The 20,822-nt window shown below is 72.4% G+C and carries 13 protein-coding genes, 2 tRNA genes, 1 pseudogene and 1 riboswitch; of the genes and pseudogenes, 9 read left to right on the forward strand and 7 right to left on the reverse strand.

Annotated features, from left to right (window positions below; all coding sequences use genetic code 11):
- Positions 1–78: 78 nt before the first annotated feature.
- Positions 79–2,229 (forward strand): DEAD/DEAH box helicase, encoded by a 2,151-nt coding sequence (locus tag GLX30_RS18740; RefSeq protein WP_159690197.1) that lies wholly within the window; start codon positions 79–81, stop codon positions 2,227–2,229.
- A 230-nt stretch (positions 2,230–2,459) separates the two neighbouring features.
- Positions 2,460–2,535, forward strand: a tRNA-Lys gene (locus GLX30_RS18745).
- 80 nt (positions 2,536–2,615) lie between these two features.
- Here GLX30_RS18745 and GLX30_RS18750 read toward each other — a convergent pair.
- Positions 2,616–3,293 (reverse strand): class I SAM-dependent methyltransferase, encoded by a 678-nt coding sequence (locus GLX30_RS18750; RefSeq protein ID WP_244258210.1) that lies wholly within the window; start codon positions 3,291–3,293, stop codon positions 2,616–2,618.
- A 218-nt stretch (positions 3,294–3,511) separates the two neighbouring features.
- Here GLX30_RS18750 and GLX30_RS18755 point away from each other — a divergent pair, with 218 nt between their 5' ends.
- The 6 genes and pseudogenes from GLX30_RS18755 to GLX30_RS18780 all read left to right on the forward strand — a co-directional run bounded on the left by GLX30_RS18755 (position 3,512) and on the right by GLX30_RS18780 (position 9,290).
- Entirely contained in the window at positions 3,512–3,955 is a 444-nt protein-coding gene (locus GLX30_RS18755) for an Rrf2 family transcriptional regulator (protein ID WP_159690203.1), read from the forward strand.
- Positions 3,956–4,036: 81 nt separating this feature from the next.
- Positions 4,037–5,226: pseudogene (locus GLX30_RS18760) on the forward strand (globin domain-containing protein).
- Positions 5,227–5,315: 89 nt separating this feature from the next.
- A tRNA-Met gene (locus GLX30_RS18765) sits at positions 5,316–5,389 on the forward strand.
- 258 nt (positions 5,390–5,647) lie between these two features.
- Positions 5,648–6,751: a PP2C family protein-serine/threonine phosphatase gene (locus tag GLX30_RS18770; RefSeq protein ID WP_167306840.1), complete on the forward strand. Its 1,104-nt coding sequence runs from the start codon at positions 5,648–5,650 to the stop codon at positions 6,749–6,751.
- Between the two features lie 253 nt (positions 6,752–7,004).
- Positions 7,005–7,161: riboswitch (cyclic di-AMP (ydaO/yuaA leader) on the forward strand.
- 11 nt (positions 7,162–7,172) lie between these two features.
- Positions 7,173–8,216, forward strand: a complete 1,044-nt coding sequence (locus GLX30_RS18775) for a M23 family metallopeptidase (protein ID WP_159690209.1) — start codon at positions 7,173–7,175, stop codon at positions 8,214–8,216.
- A 129-nt stretch (positions 8,217–8,345) separates the two neighbouring features.
- Positions 8,346–9,290 (forward strand): aldo/keto reductase, encoded by a 945-nt coding sequence (locus tag GLX30_RS18780; RefSeq protein ID WP_159690212.1) that lies wholly within the window; start codon positions 8,346–8,348, stop codon positions 9,288–9,290.
- Between the two features lie 18 nt (positions 9,291–9,308).
- On the opposite strand, the gene GLX30_RS18785 is transcribed toward GLX30_RS18780, so the two are convergent.
- From GLX30_RS18785 to GLX30_RS18800, 4 genes are all read right to left on the reverse strand, one after another.
- A complete protein-coding gene (locus GLX30_RS18785; protein ID WP_244258473.1) occupies positions 9,309–10,568 on the reverse strand; it encodes a PrsW family intramembrane metalloprotease in 1,260 nt (419 codons plus the stop codon).
- Positions 10,569–10,755: 187 nt separating this feature from the next.
- A complete protein-coding gene (trmB, locus tag GLX30_RS18790) occupies positions 10,756–11,553 on the reverse strand; it encodes a tRNA (guanosine(46)-N7)-methyltransferase TrmB (RefSeq protein ID WP_208545441.1) in 798 nt (265 codons plus the stop codon).
- Positions 11,554–11,785: 232 nt separating this feature from the next.
- On the reverse strand, positions 11,786–13,015 hold the full coding sequence (gene lhgO, locus GLX30_RS18795; protein WP_159690215.1) for an L-2-hydroxyglutarate oxidase: 1,230 nt from the start codon (positions 13,013–13,015) through the stop codon (positions 11,786–11,788).
- Between the two features lie 132 nt (positions 13,016–13,147).
- On the reverse strand, positions 13,148–14,650 hold the full coding sequence (locus GLX30_RS18800) for an MFS transporter (RefSeq protein ID WP_159690218.1): 1,503 nt from the start codon (positions 14,648–14,650) through the stop codon (positions 13,148–13,150).
- Positions 14,651–15,343: 693 nt separating this feature from the next.
- Here GLX30_RS18800 and GLX30_RS18805 point away from each other — a divergent pair.
- Positions 15,344–17,494 (forward strand): asparagine synthase-related protein, encoded by a 2,151-nt coding sequence (locus GLX30_RS18805; RefSeq protein WP_159690221.1) that lies wholly within the window; start codon positions 15,344–15,346, stop codon positions 17,492–17,494.
- A gap of 71 nt (positions 17,495–17,565) precedes the next feature.
- On the opposite strand, the gene GLX30_RS18810 is transcribed toward GLX30_RS18805, so the two are convergent.
- Both GLX30_RS18810 and GLX30_RS18815 read right to left on the reverse strand, forming a co-directional pair.
- Positions 17,566–19,551 (reverse strand): sigma-70 family RNA polymerase sigma factor, encoded by a 1,986-nt coding sequence (locus GLX30_RS18810; RefSeq protein ID WP_159690224.1) that lies wholly within the window; start codon positions 19,549–19,551, stop codon positions 17,566–17,568.
- Positions 19,552–19,749: 198 nt separating this feature from the next.
- Positions 19,750–20,526: a helix-turn-helix domain-containing protein gene (locus GLX30_RS18815; protein ID WP_159690227.1), complete on the reverse strand. Its 777-nt coding sequence runs from the start codon at positions 20,524–20,526 to the stop codon at positions 19,750–19,752.
- Positions 20,527–20,822 lie beyond the last annotated feature (296 nt).

Here is a 20,822-nt window from a genome sequence, read left to right on the forward strand (position 1 = left end):
GACCGCATCGAGGCGGTCGAATTGCGAATTCACGGAGTTTGGGCGCGTGCCGAGACTCCGGAAGGTTTCGCATTTCGCATGTCCACTTTCAGCACTGATCACGCCGTCATGCCCGAGAACGACGAGATTGTCGAGACGGTTGTCGCGGAGGCCGCAGAGGCCCCCGAGGAGCCCCAGACCACGTTCTCGGACCTCGGTCTCCCCGAGGGCGTCGTACGCAAGCTCGCCCAGAACGGCGTGACCACGCCCTTCCCGATCCAGGCCGCGACCATCCCGGACGCCCTGGCCGGCAAGGACATCCTCGGCCGTGGCCGCACCGGCTCCGGCAAGACCCTCTCCTTCGGTCTGCCGACCCTGGCCACGCTGGCCGGCGGCCACACCGAGAAGAAGAAGCCCCGCGCGATCATCCTCACCCCGACCCGTGAGCTCGCGATGCAGGTCGCGGACGCCCTGCAGCCCTACGGCGACGTGCTCGGCCTCAAGATGAAGGTCGTCTGCGGCGGTACCTCCATGGGCAACCAGATCTACGCCCTCGAGCGTGGTGTCGACGTCCTCGTCGCCACCCCGGGCCGCCTGCGCGACATCATCAACCGCGGTGCCTGCTCCCTGGAGAACGTCCAGGTCGCCGTCCTCGACGAGGCCGACCAGATGTCCGACCTGGGCTTCCTGCCCGAGGTCACCGAGCTGCTCGACCAGATCCCCGGCGGCGGTCAGCGCATGCTCTTCTCCGCCACCATGGAGAACGAGATCTCCACGCTGGTCAAGCGCTACCTGACCGACCCGGTCACGCACGAGGTCGACAGCGCCCAGGGCAACGTCACGACCATGAGCCACCACGTGCTCGTCGTGAAGCCCAAGGACAAGGCGCCCGTCACGGCCGCCATCGCCGCCCGCAAGGGCCGCACGATCATCTTCGTCCGCACCCAGCTGGGCGCCGACCGCATCGCCGAGCAGCTGTGCGAGGCCGGTGTGAAGGCCGACGCGCTGCACGGCGGTATGACGCAGGGTGCCCGCACCCGCGTCCTGGAGGACTTCAAGAAGGGCTACGTCAACGCGCTCGTCGCGACCGACGTGGCCGCCCGCGGCATCCACGTCGACGGCATCGACCTGGTCCTGAACGTGGACCCGGCCGGTGACCACAAGGACTACCTGCACCGCTCCGGCCGTACGGCCCGCGCCGGCAAGTCCGGTGTCGTCGTCTCGCTGTCGCTGCCGCACCAGCGCCGCCAGATCTTCCGGCTGATGGAGGACGCGGGCGTCGACGCCTCGCGCCACATCGTCGGTGGAGCGGGCGCGTTCGACCCGGAGGTCGCCGAGATCACCGGCGCCCGTTCGCTGACCGAGGTCCAGGCCGACTCCGCGAACAACGCTGCCAAGCAGGCCGAGCGCGAGGTCGTCGAACTGACCCGCCAGCTCGAGCGCGTCCAGCGCCGTGCGACCGAGCTGCGCGAGGAGGCCGACCGTCTGGTCGCCCGCGCCGCCCGTGAGCGCGGTGAGGACCCGGAGGCGGCCGTCGCCGAGGTGACCGAGGCCGCCGTGGCCGAGATCGCCGCGGTGCCGGAGCAGGCCGAGCCGGTGCGCGACTCCCGTGACGAGCGTCCCTCGTCCGACCGTCGTGACGAGCGTGGCAACTTCCGCCGTGACGACCGCGGTGGCGACCGTGGCGGCTTCCGTCGTGACGACCGTGGTGGCGAGCGTGGCGGGTTCCGTCGCGACGACCGCCGTGACGACCGTGGTGGCCGTTCCTTCGAGCGCCGTGACGACCGTGGTGGCGACCGTGGTGGCTTCCGTCGTGACGACCGTGGTGGCGAGCGTGGCGGGTTCCGTCGCGACGACCGCCGTGACGACCGTGGTGGCCGTTCCTTCGAGCGCCGTGACGACCGTGGCGGCGACCGCGGTGGCGACCGTGGCGGCTTCCGCCGCGAGGACGACCGTGGTGGCCGTACCTTCGAGCGCCGTGACGGTGACCGTGGTGGCTTCCGTCGTGACGACCGCGGTGGCGACCGTGGCGGCTTCCGCCGTGACGACCGCCCGGCCGGTCACCGTGGCAGCGACCGTCCGTTCAACCGTGACCGCCGCGACGACCGCCCCTCGAGCGGCTTCCGTCCCGGTGCCGGCGACCGCCCGTACGGCCGTCGTGACGACCACCGCGGTGGCGCCGGCTCGAGCTCCGGCTCCTTCGGCGGCGGCCGCCGTGACGACAAGCCGCGCTGGAAGCGCAACGGCTGACCTCATGTGAGGACCGACTGAGCAGGGCCCGTACGGCACTTCGGTGGCGTACGGGCCCTGTTTCTTCGTACGGCCCGGATACTCGTAGGGGCGGGTGCCTGTGCCGGCACTCGGGAAGCCGCCTTCGAGCGGTCGCGCCGGAACGCCTTCGCCGGCGACTCGCGAGGGTAGGGGAGATACCCGATCGGCTCCGGGGATCTCTCCCGCTATGCTCAGGGGTGTTGTGTCGAGGGCCGTTAGCTCAATTGGCAGAGCAGCGGACTTTTAATCCGTTGGTTGTGGGTTCGAGTCCCACACGGCCTACCACTCAGCCCCAGGTCAGGAAGGTTCTGGCCTGGGGTTGATCTTGTTTCCGGCCGGCTTCGGCAGCCGCCGGCCCGAGACGCTCAGTCGCGGCGCCGGCAGCGGAGGAAGACCTGCTCCTCGGGCGGCACGTCGCTGACCGCCGGGGCGTAGGTGTACGAGGACTCCTTGAGGATCTCGAAGTCCTGCTCGACGACCTTGTGCAGCTCTTCGCGGAGGTAGCCGGACACCCGGATGCTTTTTCCGAGGAACGGGATCGCGCGGTTGTCCATGTCCGCCTCCACCATCGAGAGCACGAACACGCCGCCGGGGACCAGCAGGTGGTGGACGGTCCGCAGCGCCTCGGGGATCTCGGCGCGGGGGAGCATGAGCAGGGAGAAGAAGGCCGTGACCGCGTCGAAGCGGCCCAGATCCGTGGGGCCGTCCGGCCGGAGGTCCGCGATGTCGAGTCGGTGGAACGTCCCGTGGGGCACGTTCGCCCGGGCGAGTCCCACCATTTCCTTCGACAGGTCGACGCCCACCACCTCGAGTCCGGCGTCCGCCAGCCGTTGCGCGGTCGGCACTCCGGTGCCGCAGCCGAGGTCCAGCACCCGTGCCCCGGGGGACAGCGCCTCCGCCAGCCATTCGCCGGCGGAGACCTGACCCTCCTTGTGCGGGAAGGCGTCGTCGTAACTGTCGCCGATGGCGTCGAAGGCCTCGGCCTGGTCCCTGCGGTCGGGGGGCAGGCCCTCGTAGTCGGCGTCGCTGTTCCCGTTTGTCACGAAAGTACCTTTCGGAGGCCGCCCTGGGTGTCCCATAATCGCGCCGCCGCTGCTCGGTGTCAGGCGGACGGGCATCGGAGGGCGCTCGGGTTCGGTGCCCGCGGCTTCGGCCCCGGCTTCGGACGCTCGGCGGCAGGCGGGCGGCACGGGTTCCGGGTGGCCCGGTGGAACGGAACCCCAAATGCGACTCTCAGATACGAGTTTGTTAGCGTCGCCTCGTGCGACTGACCAAGTTCACCGATCTGGCGCTCCGCGCCGTCATGCGCCTCGCCGTCTCCGAGCAGGGTGAGCCTCTGACCACCCGCGAGGTGGCGGAGGAGATGAACGTTCCTTACGCGCACATGGCCAAGGCGATCGCCCGGCTCCAGCGCCTCGGCGTCCTGGACGCCCGGCGAGGACGGGGCGGGGGTCTCGAGCTGACCACGCTCGGTCGGCGGGCCTCCGTCGGATGGCTGGTGCGGGAGCTGGAGGGAGAGGGTGAAGTGGTCGCCTGCGAGGGCGACGCGCCGTGCCCCCTGCGGGGGGCCTGCCGGCTGCGGCGGGCGCTGCGGGACGCGCAGGAGGCTTTCCATGCCGCCCTGGACCCGCTGACGGTGGCCGATCTGGTGGCTTCGCCGGCCGGTCCTGTGCTGGTCGGGCTCTCGGGTCGCCGCGCCGGGTGAAACCGAGCTGAAGCCGTGCCCTCAGGGGCTCCAGAACGACGGCTTTGAATACGTAACTCACATACCAATTGCGGAGTAGTCGTGCTCTCCGAGCAGTCCGTCCCGGTCGTCCGGGCCACCCTCCCCGTCGTCGGAGCCGCCATCGGTGACATCACCGAGCTCTTCTATCGCAAGCTGTTCGACGACCGGCCCGAGCTGCTGCGTGACTTCTTCAACCGGGGCAACCAGGCCAACGGGGAGCAGAAGCAGGCGCTGGCCGGCTCGATCGCCGCCTTCGCGGGCATGCTGCTCGAGCGGCCGGACGAGCGGCCGGACGCGATGCTGGCGCGGATCGCCAACAAGCACGCTTCCCTGGGCGTCACCTCCGGCCAGTACAAGCTTGTGCACCAGCACCTGTTCGCGGCGATCGTGGAGGTCCTGGGCGACGCCGTCACCGCCGAGGTCGCCGCCGCCTGGGACGAGGTCTACTGGCTGATGGCGAACGCCCTGATCGCGGCGGAATCACGTCTCTACCAGCAGGCCGGCACGGCCGACGGCGAGGTGTGGCGCAGCATGGAGATCGTCGAGCGGCACGAACAGACGCCTGACGTGGCCTCGTTCCTCCTCCAGCCGGCCGACGGGTCTCCCGCGGGCGCCTTCAGGCCCGGGCAGTACGTCAGCGTCCAGGCCGAACTCCCCGACGGGGCCCGGCAGATACGTCAGTACAGCCTCTCCTCGGCCCCCGGCAGGCCGCAGTGGCGCATCACCGTCAAGCAGGTGCGTGGCGCGGCCGGTCCGCAGGGTGAGGTCTCCTCGTGGCTCCACGGGACCGCGCGGGCCGGGGACCTGCTCACCGTGTCCGTGCCCTTCGGCGATCTGGTGCTGGGCGAGGACGAGCGTCCGCTGCTGCTGCGTCCGCCGGCATCGGCAGCACACCGATGCTCGCCATGCTCGACCACCTCGCCGCCACCGGATCCGACCGGGAGGTCGTCGTGGTGCACGCCGACCGCAGTGCGGCCGACCACGCCCACCGGGAGGAGTTGCGCCGCCTCGTCGACGCCCACCCTTCGGCCTCCCTCCATCTCTGGTACGAGACCGGCGGTGACACCGGTGCGGCGACCGGGCAGGCCGACATCGGCGCACTGGACCTCCCCGAGGGGCTCACGGCCTATCTCTGCGGTCCGTTGCCCTTCATGCGCGCCGTACGGGGCGATCTGCTGCGCCGGGGCGTGCCCGCCGCGGCCGTGCACTACGAGGTGTTCGGGCCCGATCTCTGGCTCGGCCAGGAGTAGCCGCCTGCGGCGGATTTCCGGCCTTCACCGGCGTCCCTCGTCATTTGGTACGGATCTTGCTCTGCATGGCGTAAGGTTGTGTTCACCGACGCGGGGTGGAGCAGCTCGGTAGCTCGCTGGGCTCATAACCCAGAGGTCGCAGGTTCAAATCCTGTCCCCGCTACTGATGACACCGGCCCGGTGGTCGATCGAGAAGATCGACCACCGGGCCGGTGGCTTTTCCGGCAGTGCCACGACCGTCGCCCGGTCGGGCGACCGGAAGTCGCCCCGCGGCGCGTCGGCCTTCAGCCTGAGGGGGGCGCGGTACTGTCCGCAGCCGTCAGCGGACCCGGTAGGACCCGGCAGGAGACCACCTTTGGGCCAGGAGTGGCGAGATCAGGGCGGTGCCGGAAGAGCCCCGTGGTTCGTCCGCGCGTTGCCCATGGCGATGATCATCGGCGGGGTGGTGTTCGACGTTCTGACCCCGCCCCGGTTCACCGCCGTACCCCTCTATGCCGCCGCCCCTCTCGTCGCGGCGCCTGTCCTGTCATGGATGGCGACCCTGCTGACCGGGATGGCCGCGATTCTGGCCCTGAGCATCCTCCACGCCGTCAACAGAAGCTTCTGGCAGATCACCGTCCTCACCGAGACGACCACTGTGGTCACCGTCGTCGTTCTCGCGCTGTTCATCAACTCCCTCGTGCGGCGCAGCGGGGAGCGGCTCGCCTCGGCCCGGGTGATCGCGGAGACCGCGCAGCGGGCCGTGCTGCCCGCGCCGGCCGACCGGATCGGCGGGCTGCACATCGCCGCCCGGTACGAGGCGGCGCAGGCGGGCGCGTTCATCGGCGGCGACCTCTTCGCGGTGCAGGACACGCCTCATGGCGTGCGCCTCCTTGTCGGCGATGTGCGGGGCAAGGGGCTGGGGGCGGTGGGGACCGTGGCCGTGCTCATCGGCGCGTTCCGTGAGGCCGCGGAGCAGGAGCGCTCGCTGGAGGGCGTGGCGCAGCGGTTGGAGCGGGCGCTCAAGCGGGAAGGCACCAGGCGGGAGGGCCTGGACGCCGTGGAGGGGTTCACCACCGCCGTTCTGGGCGAGATCCCGCGCGGCCGGGCCCTGGTGCGGCTGGTGAACCGGGGGCATCCCGAGCCCTTGGTGCTGCACGCCGACGGGGATCTGGACGTCCTCGCGCCGGCGCAGGCGGCGCTGCCGCTCGGGATGGGTGACCTGGCGGCGTGGCCGGACCGGACGGACGAGTACCCGCTGCCCGACGGGGCGACGCTGCTGCTCTACACGGACGGGGTGACGGAGGCGCGGGACGCCCGCGGCGTCTTCTACGACCCGGTGGCACGGCTCGCCGGGCGTCTCTTCCCGGGACCGGCGGAGCTGCTGGACGCGCTGGTCGACGACGTACGCCGGTACACCGGCGGCGGTGCGAGCGACGACATGGCGCTGCTGGCGGTCGGCAGGCCGGCGGAAGGGCAGCCGGAACGGCGCAGGACGGTGCCGGTGGTTCCGCCGGAGCCGGGCGGCCGGGGCAGATCCACATGACATCAGGCGCCTGGCGGGGAAGTTGTGCACGCTCCGTAACCGAAGAGGAGCCGTCCGCATAACGTTTGATACACCATCAGAATCGTGACCGCCTCCGGCGTTTGATCAACTCGCCCGGTTCCAGCCGCCTCTGTCCCGGTAAGTCCCGGGCGGAGCCGTTAATGATCACTCGGAACAGCTTGGAATCCGGCCCCGCCGTCTATTAACGTTCGATAACGCAGTGCGGTCGTCCCAGCCGTCGCAGAGGCGGCGCCGTGCGCACGTGCCGAATCCCGCAAGGGAACCGGGGAACCACTCATTGGGGTGAATCGGTCACCTTTTGCCGCTCAGTTCGCGGTCGAGGGCGCCCGTAGGAGACCTTCCTGCTCCGAACCCGTCAGCTAACCCGGTAGGCGAGAAGGAAGGAAAGGAGTACGCCTTCGTGGCGTCCAACATGCCTGCCCCCGAGGCCCGCTTCGCGTCCGAACGTTTCAGTGCCGACGCCCCCGAGCGGACCTGGGAGGAATGGAATCCCACTGAGGACTCCGTCCGCCCCGTGCGCGGCCGGCACCGTGTCATCAAGCAGCGCGGCGGCATCGCCCGCAGCTCCACGGTGCTCGGAGTCGGCGTCATCGCCGCCGTCGGCGCGGGTGGCATAGCCACCGCGCAGGACAAGCCGGCGGTCTCCATCTCCCTTCCCGATTCCATCGCGGACAAGCTTCCCGACGCCAAGTCCCTTCCCGGCGTGGGGTCCCTGATCTCCGACTCGGACGACTCCGACGGCGACGCCCACGCCGCGCCGCTCACCGCCGCGACCACGGTCGCCGACGGCGGCGCCGGTCGGACCCAGGCCGCCGGCTCCGGCGAGGCCCTGCGCGCCCGGATCCTCCAGCAGGCCGAGCAGCAGCAGGCAGAGGCCGACGCCGAGGCGAAGACGGCCGCGGAGGCGCTCGCCGCCGAGCAGGCGGCGGCCGCCGCCGAGAAGCAGCAGAGCGCGGCCGAGGCCAAGGCCGCCGAGGAGAAGCGGAAGGCGGAGGAGGCCGCGCGGGCGGCTGCGGAGGCGGCGCGTCTCGCCGAGCTCGCCCGCAGCTTCTCTCTCCCCACCTCCTCCTACACAATCACCTCCACCTACGGTGAGTCCGGCGCGATGTGGTCCTCCGGCCAGCACACCGGCCTCGACTTCGCGGCCCCGACCGGGACCCCGGTCAAGGCGGTGCACGGCGGCACGGTCAAGTCCGCGGGCTGGTCCGGCTCCTACGGCTACCGCATCGTCCTCGAACTCGAGGACGGCACCGAGGTCCTGTACGCCCACCTCTCCTCGATGACGGCGAGCGCGGGCCAGCAGGTGTCCACCGGCGAGACGATCGGGCGCGTCGGCGCGACCGGCAATGTCACCGGTCCGCACCTGCACCTCGAGGTGCACACCGCCGGCGGCGCGGGTATCGACCCGATGGCGTGGCTGCGCGGCAAGGGCCTCACGATCTGATCCCTGCCCGGTACGGGTCGCAGTTCCTCCCGTGCCGGGCACATCCATGTCTCCGGCAGCCATGGCGCACACCTCCCCGACACAAGGGCGGCCGGAATAGCCGGTACGGGTAAGGCCGTTGATCACCACATGACTTCTCTGCGCACCCTCGGTTCCTCCGACCTGACCGTCTTCCCGCTCGCTCTCGGCGGCAACGTCTTCGGTTGGACGGCCGACGAGGCGCGGACCTTCGCGGTCCTCGACGCGTACACCGCCGCGGGCGGCAACTTCGTCGACACCGCCGACAGCTACTCCTCGTGGGCCCCCGGGAACGAGGGCGGCGAGTCGGAGACCCTCATCGGCAAGTGGCTCGCGGGTCGCGGCAACCGCTCCGAAGTCGTCGTCGCCACCAAGGTCGGCGCCCATCCCCGCCACAAGGGCCTCTCCGCGAGCACGATCAAGGCGGCCGCGGAGGAGTCACTCACCCGGCTGGGCACCGACCACATCGACCTCTACTACACCCACTTCGACGACCCGTCCGTGCCCGTCGAGGAGATCATCACCGCCCTCGACCAGCTGGTGAAGGACGGCAAGGTCCGTGCGATCGCCGCCTCCAACATCAGCGCCGAACGGCTCCAGGCGTCGCTGGCCTTCTCCGAGCGGGAGGGGCTCGCCCGGTATGTGGCGCTCCAGCCCCACTACAACCTGGTCTCACGCCACACCTACGAGGGCGAACTGCAGGACACCGCCGCCCGCTCCGGCCTCGCCGCCGTCCCCTACTACGCGCTCGCCTCCGGTTTCCTCACAGGCAAGTACCGGCCGGGCACCACGGTGGACAGCGCCAGGGCCCAGGGAGCGTCCAAGCACCTCGAGTCGGAGCGGGGACTGAAGGTTCTCGACGTGCTCGACCGGATCGCGCAGGCCCGTGGCGCGGAGATCGCGACCGTCGCACTGGCGTGGCTGGCCGCGCAGCCGACCGTGGCCGCGCCGATCGCGTCGGCCCGTACGGTCGAGCAGGTGCCTGCCCTGGTGGCGGCAGCGGACCTGGCCCTGACGGACGGCGAGCTGGCCGAGCTGACCGCCGCGTCCGCCTGAGCTGACGCCGGCGCGGACTCAGTAGCGGTAGGGGTTGTAGCCGCTGTAGTCGCGGTGCGGCGGTGGCAGCGGCATCCGGGCGGTGGCCTGAGCGGCATACGCCAGTGAAGGCCCCGCCACCTCCCTGCGCTGCCACAGATGGTGCAGCAGCTCCTGCTCGCGCTCCACGAAGTCCGGGCCCGCCGCACCCCGGTGGGCCCGGTGGCGCAGGAAGGCGAGCGTCGTCGCGAACGCCTCGTACTCCGTCACGGCGTGACCGGCCGCCGGGCCGTACGCGCGCCGGGCGAAGTCCCGGGCCACGGTGCGGGCCCGCATCGACGACAGGGCGCGTGGCTCGGCCGCGGACATCCAGCCGGCCGCGGCGTACGCCGGAAGCTCCTCGGAGATCGTGCGCAGCTCACGCTGGCGGGTCCATATCGTCAGCCAGGTGAGCAGCGCGAACACCGGCACCATGAACGCCCCGTACACGGCGTAGAAGCCCCACGGGCCGAGCATCGACGCCGAGCCGTTCCACAGGGCGTGCATGCCCATCGCGAGCGCCAGGCCCAGCAGCGGCAGGGCGATGCGCCGGAGCCGCCGGTGTCTGCGCCCCCCGAGCGCGGCGACACCGAAGCCGAGGCCGGTGAGCACGGTGAAGAGCGGATGCGCGAACGGCGACATCACGATGCGTACGAAGAACGTCGCGGCGGTGACGGAGGCGAAGCCGGAGGTGCCTATCGCCTGGTCCTCGCCGAAGGCACTGCCCAGATAGAGGATGTTCTCCGTGAAGGCGAAGCCGGTGGCGGTGAAGCCGGCGACCACCACGCCGTCCACGATTCCGGTGAAGTCCCGTCTGCGGAAGACGAAGAGCAGCAGGATCGCGGCGGCCTTCGCGCTCTCCTCGACGACCGGCGCTATCACCGTCGCCCCGAGGGTGTCGGCCGACGCGGGGTCGGCGGTCGCCGTCGCTATCCAGCGGGTCGCGAAGGTGTTCGCGATGATCGCTATCAGTGCGGCGGCGAACGCGCCCCAGGCGAAGGCGAAGAGAAGGTTCCGCCACGGGCCGGGCTCCACCCGGTCGAGCCAGCGGAACGCCGCCAGCAGCAGCGGGACCGGCAGCGTCGCCAGACCGAGACCGACCAGGAAGCCGTGGGTGCCGGTCTGCTCGCGCACCAGCACCAGGATCACCAGGGCACAAAGGGCGAGCAGGGTGACCACCGCACCGGCGCGGAACGCCCGGCTGCGCCAGATCCTCGACGCCGCCCGAGGCCGGTAGCGCCGGCGCGCGGGCGCGGGCACTTCGGTCAGCAGCGCGTCGACATGCTCCTGCTCACGCGCGGGCAACACGGGGTGCGGGGGCACCGCCGGGCGCTGCGGGCGGTGCTCCGGTGGTGGCTGCGCGGACGAGTCGGACACCCGTCGACCCTAACGACGAGCACCGACAACTGGCGACGGTACCTGGGAGATCGCGGCGCCACCGCGCCGTTCACGCCTGTGGCGCGACCCGGCGGAACAGCAGATCGCGGACCTTGTGGCCCTTGTCCAGGCCCTGACCCTCGAAGCGGGTCAGGGGACGGAACGCGGGTCGCGGTGCGAAGCCGCCGTCCTCCTGGGTGTTCTCGAAGTCGGGATGCGCCGACAGCACCTCGAGCATCTGCTCGGCGTACGGCTCCCAGTCGGTCGCGCAGTGCAGGATCGCGCCCGGAGCGAGCGGCCCGGCGGCGAGGGTCAGGAAGTCCGGCTGGATCAGCCGGCGCTTGTGGTGCCGCTTCTTCGGCCACGGGTCGGGGAAGTAGACCCGCATACCGTGGAGCGAGCGGGGCGGCAGCATCTCCCGCAGCAGGATGATCGCGTCGCCGTTGGCCACCCGGATGTTGGACAGGCCGTTCCGCTCCGCGAGAGCGAGCAGGTTGCCCTGGCCGGGGGTGTGGACGTCGACGGCGAGGATCCCGGTCCCCGTGTCGTCGGCGGCCATCTGGGCGGTCGCCTCGCCCATGCCGAAGCCGATCTCCAGGACGACGGGCAGTCCGCCGAACATCTCCTCGAGATCGAGCACCCGGTGCCCGTCGATGTCGAGGCCCCACAGCGGCCACAGCCGCTGCAACGCGTCCTCCTGCCCGGCGGTGACCCGGCTGCGCCGCGGCTGGAAGCTGCGGATACGGCGCTCGTGATGCGAACCGGCCGGGTCGGCGGCGGGTCCGCCCGGGAAGCGCGGCTCGCTCTTGGCGCGGATGAAGTGGCGCGGGGCCTCGGGGCTGGGGTCGGGATCACGGAACTCAGACACAGTGATGCCGATTCTACGAGGGCACGATCGGGCGGTACGCCGGCGTGGGCCGCCCCGGGCGAGCGGGAGCGGTCAGGTCACGGAGTGGCGCGGGCCGGTCCGGGCCCTCCTCACCCGCCTGAAGCTCCGGACCGGTGCCTGGTGGCCGTAGGGTCCCGCCGTGCGACCGGGCGTCGGCCGTCGGATCGGGGCGGTGCCTGGCGGTGCCTGGCGGTCGTCGGGGCCGGCGGCGTCACCGGGCGGTGCGGGGGCGGGAGGGCGTCAGCGCGGTGAGCGCACGGCGGGCGACCTCGCGGCCGATCGGGAGGGATGCCGTCGCCGCCGGAGAGGGCGCGTTCAGGACGTGCACCGTCCGCGGGGCCTCGCGGATCAGGAAGTCGTCGGCCAGCGTCCCGTCGCGCAGCACCGCCTGCGCGCGCACGCCCGCCGGTGCCGGGCGCAGGTCGTCCTCCGTCACCGCCGGCAGCAGTCGCCGTACCGCCGAGGTGAACGCCCGCTTGGACACCGAGCGGCGCAGCTCCCCCGCGCCGTACCGCCAGTGCCGGCGGGCGATGTGCCAGGAGCCGGGCCAGCCGAGCGTGCCCGCCAGGTCCGAGGGACGGACGGCCGACCAGCTGTAGCCCTCGCGGGCCAGCGCCGGGACGGCGTTCGGGCCGACGTGGACGCCGCCGTCGATGCCGCGGGTGAGATGGACGCCGAGGAACGGGAAGGCCGGGTCGGGCACCGGGTAGACCAGCCCGCGCACGAGACCGGGGCGGGTCAGGTCGTAGTACTCCCCGCGGAACGGGACGATCCGCATTCCCGGCTCGTCGCCCGCGAGCCTGGCCACCCGGTCGCAGTGCAGCCCGGCGCAGTTGACCAGCACCCGGGCCCGTACGACCGTGCCCGAGCGTGTCCGCACCGCGACACCCCACGGGCGGCGGTCGACGGCGGCGACCTCTTCGCCGTACCGCACGTCCGCACCGGATGCCGTCGCGAGCTGTGCGGCCACCGCCCCGTAGTCGCAGATGCCGGTCGTCGCCACATGGATCGCGGCGAGCCCGCGGACCTCCGGCTCGTACTCACTGATCTGCGCCGGTCCCAGCTCGCGCACCGGAATGCCGTTCTCCCGGCCGCGCTGGACCAGGGCATGGAGCCGTGGGAGCTCGTCCTTGTCCGTCGCGACGATCAGCTTGCCGGTGACCTCGTGGCCGATGCCGTACTCCGCGCAGAACTTGACCATCTCCGCGGCGCCGCGCACGGCGAACCGGGCCTTCAGCGAACCGGGCCGGTAGTAGATCCCGCTGTGGATCACCCCGCTGTTGCGGCCTGTCTGGTGCCGGGCGGGGCCCTGTTCCTTCTCCAGGACCGTCACCCCGGTGCCCGGGGCCGAACGCGAGAGCGCGTACGCCGTCGACAGGCCGACGATGCCGCCGCCGACCACCAGCACATCGCAGTCGTAGTCATGCCCGGACGCCCTCACCGCGTCACCTCCCACCCCGATAGTGCACTGGCCCGCTGACAACGCGCTCAAACCGGTCGGCACGCGGGAGCGACGTCCGACTTCCGGGCGCGGGAGCTGCCGCACCTGTCCAGGGCGGTGCCGTCCGCGGCGTCAGGCAGGTGTCATGAGGAGCGGGCGGGCCCTCTCCCGCAGCTCCATGACCCGCGGCTCGTCGCCGTACGGCTCGAGCCGGTGCAGCAGGTCCCGTACGTACTCCGTGGTCCGCGCGGACGAGATCCGCCCCGCGACCTCCACCGCGCGGGTGCCCGCCGCGCAGGCCGCGTCCAGATTGCCTGATTCCAGCTCGGCCACCGCGGACACGACGAGGCGCAGTCCGTGCGAGCGCACGTACTCCTCCGTGGGGCGGGACAGCGCCTGCTCCGTGAAGCGCCGCACCTGCCGTGGCGCCTTCAGGTCGCGGTAGCACTCGGCCGCGTCCGCCGCGAATCTGTCGTACGAGTAGAAGCCCAGCCAGGAGGGGTCGCCGTCGCCCTCCCTCGACCTCTCCAGCCAGCCTTCCGCGGCCTTGAGCGCCGCGCCCGCGGCTGCCGCGTCGTTCGCCTTGGCATGGGCCCGGGCCTCCACCAGCCGGAAGAAGCTCATGGTGCGGGCGGTGGCGAGGCCCCGGTTGCGTTCCAGTGCCGCCTGGGCCAGGTCGACGCCCTCGTCGGCGAAGCCGCGGTACGTCGCCTGCAGCGACATGGAGGCGAGTACGTAGCCGCCCAGCGGCACATCGGCGGCGGCGCGGGCCAGACGCAGCGCCTGGATGTAGTAGCGCTGCGCGGCCTCCTGCTGTCCGGTGTCGAAGGCCATCCACCCGGCGAGCCTGGTCAGTTCGGCGGTCGCGCCGAACAGGGCCCGGCCCACTTCGTCCGAGTACGAGCCCAGGAGCAGGGGGGCCGCGTCGACACGCAGGCACTCGGGGACCATCGACGAACGCCAGTCCCCGCCCCCGTACTTGGAGTCCCAGCGGCGGGCGTCCTCCGCCGCCTCCCGGAGTTTCGCCACGTCGCTGTGGCCCACGCGGGCGGGCGTGTCGGCGGCGTCCGCGGTCTCCGGGCCGTCGGGAACCCCACCGGGCTCATGGGAACCGGCAGAGGGGTCGGAGGAGAAGGGCGAGCCGCCGGTGACGTCGAAGAGCCGCTCGACCGACGCGTCGGCCGGGGTTATCAGCCATCGGGACGCCGGCGTCGCGTAAGCGCTCACTGCGAACGATCCGGCCAGGGACTGCCAGATGCCCCCACCGCCGGCCCGGCGGCCCGCAAGATCCAGCCGGTACAGCTCGGTGGCCGATTTCACCGCCTCGCCGACATCCCGCGGGAACGCCAGACCCACCTCGGGTGCCGGGTCCGCGTCGGCCAGTCCGATCTCGTGGAGCGGCACCGGACGGCCCAGCTTGGCGCCGATGGCGGCCGCGATGAGATGGGGTGCGGCGCCCTGCGGCACCATGCCCTTGGACACCCACCGGGCCACCGACGTCTTGTCGTAGCGGAGGGTCAGACCACGCTGCGCGCCGAGGTCGTTGACCCGCCGCGCGAGGCCCGCGTTGCTGATTCCCGCGAGGGCGAGAACCGTGCCGAGCTTTTCGTTCGGCCCGCGTTGCTCCCTGGACATGCGCCACCCCTCGACACGCAGACGGCTGCCGCGCACGGCCCGCGCACGGCATTCGTGCTGGGTTCTCCCGGTTCGCAGCACCCCCCGTCCCGACCGGTCCCGGCTGCAAAATCGTGTGGCCGAGCCCTGCGGAATATGCGCGCCTGTGGAGAACAGCAGCAAACACAGCGTAGTTCGCCGCATCCCGACCGTTAAGGGGCCAACTTCCCTATGGCGGGATTGTTGTCCGTACGGGTGATCGCCCGTACGCCCTCGTGCTCCCGTCGTGTGGCCGTGCGCCCGTCCGTGCGCTCTGGCCGGTCGGAGGCGGGAGCGCTTCCATGAGTGCTGCGTGGGTCGGCCCGCTGCGTACTGGAACCAGCGGGCTGGGGGACACCGCCGCCTCAATCCCCGCGGGCGGCGGACAGGGCCCGGGAGGCGAACTGCGCCTCCCGGTCCGTGTGTTGCGGTCAAACTGCCACACTGACACGGCCCCTAAAATGGCTGAATGACGCCTGTCCGCCGGCCTCCCGCGAGGCTTGCCCGGACCTTGGGCGGCCTCGGAACCGGCTCCTGCACCGTCGGCAAATCGCCAACGCCGCCGCAGTGTTCCGTTTTTGCACGCGCTACCGGGAGCCCCTCGCGTGCGCCTCCTTCGTGGCAGCATGTTCCCGAACGGCTTCGGCGATGTCCGGCAATGTTGGGGAGGCGGCGATGCGGTGGCTGGTGGGGTGGAGCAGTATCGCCGCGAACTTCGGCACGGCGGGAGCCGTCGGAGCCTCGGCAGAGGGCCGCACCCTCCATCCCGTCGGGGCCCAACTCCTGTGGGGAGACCCGGACCCGCTGTGGGCCGTCGGGGACTGGCGGCCCGACGAGGTGCGCATCATCACCGCCGAACCGCACCAACGGCCCTACGCCACCCCGGGCAACGGCCAGGCGCCCACCGTGACGCGGCTCGCCGTCCTCGGCTGCTGCGCCGCCAGCGACGAACAGCTGCGGGTCGGACTGTTCGCGGCGCGCGGCGGCGCACTGAGGCATTTGACCGCATGGGCGGGCAGCTACACCGTCGTCGTCCAGGTCGGCCGACGCATCACCGTCGTCGGTGACCTCGCCGGCGCCCGTCCCGTCTTCTACACGCCGTGGGCGAACGGCACTGCGTACGCGACCGCCGCCCTCCCGCTGGCCGACCTCATCGAGGCCCAGCTCGACATCGGACACCTGGCCGCCCTGCTCGCCTGCCCCGAGTCGCCGGAGGCGCTGCGGGACTCGACCCCGTACGCCGGGGTCAAACGCATCCCGCCCGGCCACGCGCTGATCCTTCGGGAGGGCTCACGGGAGATCACCGGTTACGAACCGGTCGCCTCACTCGCCGTCGCCGCCCCGCAGGTCGAGGCCGACCGTGCCATCGACGGTGTACGCGACGCGCTCGTCGAGGCCGTACGCGCCCGGCTGACAGCACCCCGGCACGCACCCGAGACGGCGCCACCGGACCCGGGGCCCGTCCCCGGGATGGGCCCCGCCGAACGCCGCGCGGCCCGTGGCGCGCCGACGCCCGGGATCGGCGCCGACCTTTCCGGGGGCAGCGCCTCCAGCACCCTCGCTCTCCTCGCGGCCGGGCTGCCCGGCGTACCCGGCACGGTCCTCGGACACGGCACCGGCGCCGGCGAACGGCTGCTCGCCGTCACCTTCAACGACCTGGCCACCAGCGGACACGAGCTGCGCGAACCCGAGCTGGAACGGGCCCGCCTCATCGCCGCCAACCCTCGGCTGCACCATGTCGTGGTCGCCGCCGGCGAAGAGGCCCTGCCGTACGCGAATCTCGACTCCGGTCCCCTGACCGACGAGCCCGCGCCGTCCTTGGTGACCGCGGAACGTCACCGGGGGCGGCTGGCCGCCGGCAGCGCCGACCACTTCACCGGAGCGGGCGCCCGGCAGGTGCTGGACGCGCATCCGGCGCGGTTGGCGGACCTGCTGCTGGACCGGCGCAGACGCCACCTGCTGCGGCCGGTCACCGCCCTGGCCCGCTCCGAACGGCCCTCCCCGCAGTCCCTGTTCGTCCCACTCACGGTCTACCGGGCGGCCCGCAGACTGGCCCGTACGCCCTATCGCACCGGCCTCGAGGCGGCCGCCGGCGACCTGCTCCTCGCCAACCGTCCGGGTCCCGCCCTGCGCAACGGCGCGGTGGGCGCGTCACTGGCGGCGCTGGCGTGGTCCCGACCGGGGCCCGCGGCGCGCTGGCTCACCGGGGAGGCGCTCGCTGAAGTATCGGTTCGGCTGACGGAGGCGGCGACGAGGCCCACCTCGGTCCAACGGCCCGGCGAGACACGGGCACGGGCGGCACTCGCCCGCCATGCCTTCGACCACCGGATCCTGGAACAGGCCGCGGAGGTACGCAGCCAGCGTCTCCACGCCCCCTACTTGGACAACCAGGTCGTACGGGCCTGCCGGGACCTGCCGGAATCGCTCCGCGTCCAGCCGGGAGCACGGGCCGCCGTACTGCGCACGGTCCTCGCCGGCACCGGCATCCACGATCTGCCGCCCGGCTGGGGCTCTCCGACGCACGCCTCGTCCGCGGCAGCGGCCCGCACGGGTCTCCGGTCGGCGCTGCCGCACCTGATCGCCCTCTTCGACGCCCCGCTGCTCGCGGACGCGGGCCTCATCGAGGCACGGGTCGTCCGCGGGGCGCTCCGGGCGGCGGCCGAGGGCGAGCCCGTGCCTCTGGACGGGCTGGCGGACCTGGTCTCGACGGAACTGTGGCTGCGGAGGCTGCTTTCGCGCCGGGGCACGTGCTGGACGGGTACGGCGGCGCCACGGCAGCGCGCGGTGGCGGGCGGGGTGCCGCGACGGCCGACGCTGCAGTCGTAGCCATCGGGCGGCGTGGCGGTTGCGGCGGGCTCAGCGGCCACACCCCGCAGCGGCACCCCTCTCTGCCCGGCCTACTCGCACGTGATGCGTGACTCCGCCCAGTCCGCCAACGCCACATGGTCCCTGGGTGTCTCCGGGTCCGCCACCAGGCGGATGGTGCTGCGGCCGGTGAGCGGCACATGGACGGGGACCGGCGGTTCGCCGCTGCGGACGACGGGGGAGCTCCACAGCCGCGTCCCGTCCCCGTACACCGAGAAGCGCACCGCGCCCAGGCCCAGGCCGCGCGTCAGGTCGTCGATGCCGACGAACGCTTCGTACGTGGTGCACCGGCGGTTGAGGTCGATGGTGATGGAGGACATGGCGTGCACGGTCGCCCCGTGCGCGTACCGGGTGCCGCCGACGGACATGCCCGATCGCCGCCAGAGCCAGCTGCTCTCGCCCAGCCGGACCTCCGGGCCCGTGTGGTCGCCGAAGGTCCCGTAATTCAGGCGGCTCACCTGATAGACGGCGGGCGCGGGCCGCGGCGGCGGCGGGGGCGTGGGAGTGGGTGTGGGCGACGGCGTGGGCGTCTGCGTGGGCGACGGCGCAGGCTTGGGGCTCGGCTTCGGCGGAGTGGGCTTCGAGGGCGCCGAAGTGGGCTCCGGCGCGGTCACAGGCTCGACGACCGGCAACGGCGGCGGCGGATTCGGAGCGGGCGGTGCCGGGGTCTCCGGCCGGGACGCGGGCGGCGGTACGACGGGCTGGGCGACCGGCGGCTCAGCCACCGGATCAGGGACCGGCTCCGGGGCACCGGAGAGGGCCCAGACCAGGCCCGCGGCCGCGACCGCCGCGACGGCGGCCGCGATGCCCACCTTCGCCGGTGCACCGAGTCCTTCGGCAGCGGCACCGCCCGAGGCGCCGCCCGTGGCACCCCCGGTGGCGGCCGCCGCCGCTCCGGCTCCTGCGGCGCCCGCGGCGCCGCCCGCCACGATGCCTGCGGCCTTGAGGGAATACCCCGCTGCGAACCAGCCGATCAGCGCAACGGGCAGCAGCGCCGGGATGCCCGCGTTGACATGGGCCAGCTCGCCTGCGGCGAGCCGGCACTTGACGCACTCGTCCAGGTGCTTGCGAAGTCCGCGCTCGGCCCGCATCCGCAGACCTCCGCGGGCGTAGGCGCCGAGCCGGTCCGCGTACCGCGCGCAGTCGCCGCCCGTGGTGAGCGCGGTGCTCACATGGGCCTGGAGGTAGGCCTGCTTGAGGCCCTCGCGCGCCCGGCTCGCGAGCACCGCGGTCGCGTTGGCGGTCAGACCGAAGAGCGGTGCGACGTCGCTCGGCGACTCCTCCTCCACGGTGGTGTGCCACAGCACCGCCTGCCAGCGCTCCGGCAGTGACCGGAACGCCTGCATCGCGAGGGACCGCTCCGCCTCGTGCATCGCGCGGACGTCCGCGCCGAGGTCGAGGGTGTCCTCGTTCCGCGCGTCCGCCCTGCGGGCCGCCTCCGTGGCGAACGCCGCGAAGTCGTCGACCAGTTGCTCCCGCTTGGCGGTCTTCATCCAGTTCGCGGCGACGCGCCGGACCGTGGTGAGCAGGTAGGCCCGTACGGCGTGCTCCGGCCCGGCGCCGCCGCGCACCGCTTGCAGCGTCCGGGCGAACACCTCGGCGGTCAGGTCCTCAGCGGTGTCGGTGTCCCGGCAGCAGGTGCGGGCATAGCGCCGGACGGCGTCCGCGTGGCGGCGGAACAGCTCTTCGTAGGCGCTGTCGTCGCCGTCCCGCATGCGCAGAATCAATTCTGCGTCTGCCGGGGGCAGTTCGCGGGGCGGAGGCAGCACCGAGTGGTGGCTGCCGGGCTCCCGCTGCTGCGGCACAGCGTAGTGGTCCTGAGACTCGGCGGGCTCGGCGGACAGTGTCCTGGACACGTCCGGCTCGCCGTCGGTTCCCCGACCCGCCGGGCCGGCCGACCCCGTGCCGCCCGAGTAACCACCCCGACCGCCCTGGCTCGGCACCTGGGAGGCGGACAGTTCGTCCGCCTCCGGCCCGGCCGCACCGCTCCGTGTCTCGTCCCGCCCGTCACCGCTCATCGCGGAAGCCCCCGTAAGCACCTACAGACCCGAACACCGGGCAAGCGTGCCACACAGCGGCCCTACGCCGAACCCTCCCGTACGGCAACCACCCGTCCGGGGAAACTTCCACGGATCCGGTCCCTCCGCATCACCCGTGAGAGGCGCACTGCGGCGGGCGTACGGACACGGCGCGTTGACGTGCGGGAAGGTGCGCGATCACACCGCCCGGGGGCGCAGGCCCTCGAGCAGAATGTCCAGCAGGCGTGCCGAGGCCGCCTCCTGCTGTGCGGCGTCGGGCAGCGAGGGCGCTGCGGTGGCTATCACCAGCAGCACGTCCGCCACGGTCACATCGCCCCGAAGCTCTCCCGCCGCACGGGCCCGCTCGACGAGCCGGCCCACCACCTCCAGCAGCTCCGCCGCGCCACTGTCGTCCTGCTCCTCCGCCGGTATCGGCCGTGGCGCCACCACACGCAGCCCGGGCTGAGCCGCCGCCCGCTGCTGAGGCACCCGGGTGTCGTCCAGCGGCTCGGTGTCGGTGACGAGGGTCAGCTCGTCACCGTCGACGCCGACGCGCAGCACCTGCGGTGGCAGCAGGCGACCGGCGCCGGACGCCACCGAGGTGCGCAGGAAACGCGCGAGCGCCGACCACGGTTCTTCCTCCTGGCCGAGCGCGGTGCGTGCCTGCTCGGTCAGCCGTGATGTCTCCTCCTCGGCTATGCGGCGCACCAGGACGTCCTTGCTGGGAAAACGGCGGTACACCGTCCCCACGCCGACCCTGGCACGCCGGGCGACGTCCTCCATCGGCGCGCCGTAACCGAGCTCGCCGAACACTTCGCGCGCCGCCCGCAACACGTGCTCGAGATTGCGCTGCGCGTCCACCCGCAGCGGTGCGGAGCGGCTGGTCCCGCCCGATCCCGCGCGGCCACTCCCATTGCCGTCCGCCGCCGATGCGGGCGCGACGGCAGTCTGCCAATGCGAATCCTGAATATGCATGAGCGTTCCCCCGGTCATGTCGTCTCCCCCCGGAGACCTCCCCGCTGTCCGCCGGGCATGTCGTGACCCGACACCCCGACCGGGTACGAACATAGTTGAGCCCGAGTCAATTCAGAAGGGGGTACTTCCGCACGGAGCGCCCCCCGATCGGAGCAAGGGCCGGAAGGTTCCCTATTACGCCCCGGGCCCTCGACCCGCCCGCCATGTCTGACCTGCGTGGCTTCCTTTTTGCCCCGAGCTGGGCACGGGCCCGCCGGAAGCCGCCTTCCGGTCACACAATTTGCCGGGCCTGTGGA

Source organism: Streptomyces sp. Tu 2975, from assembly GCF_009832925.1.
Classification (GTDB): domain Bacteria; phylum Actinomycetota; class Actinomycetes; order Streptomycetales; family Streptomycetaceae; genus Streptomyces.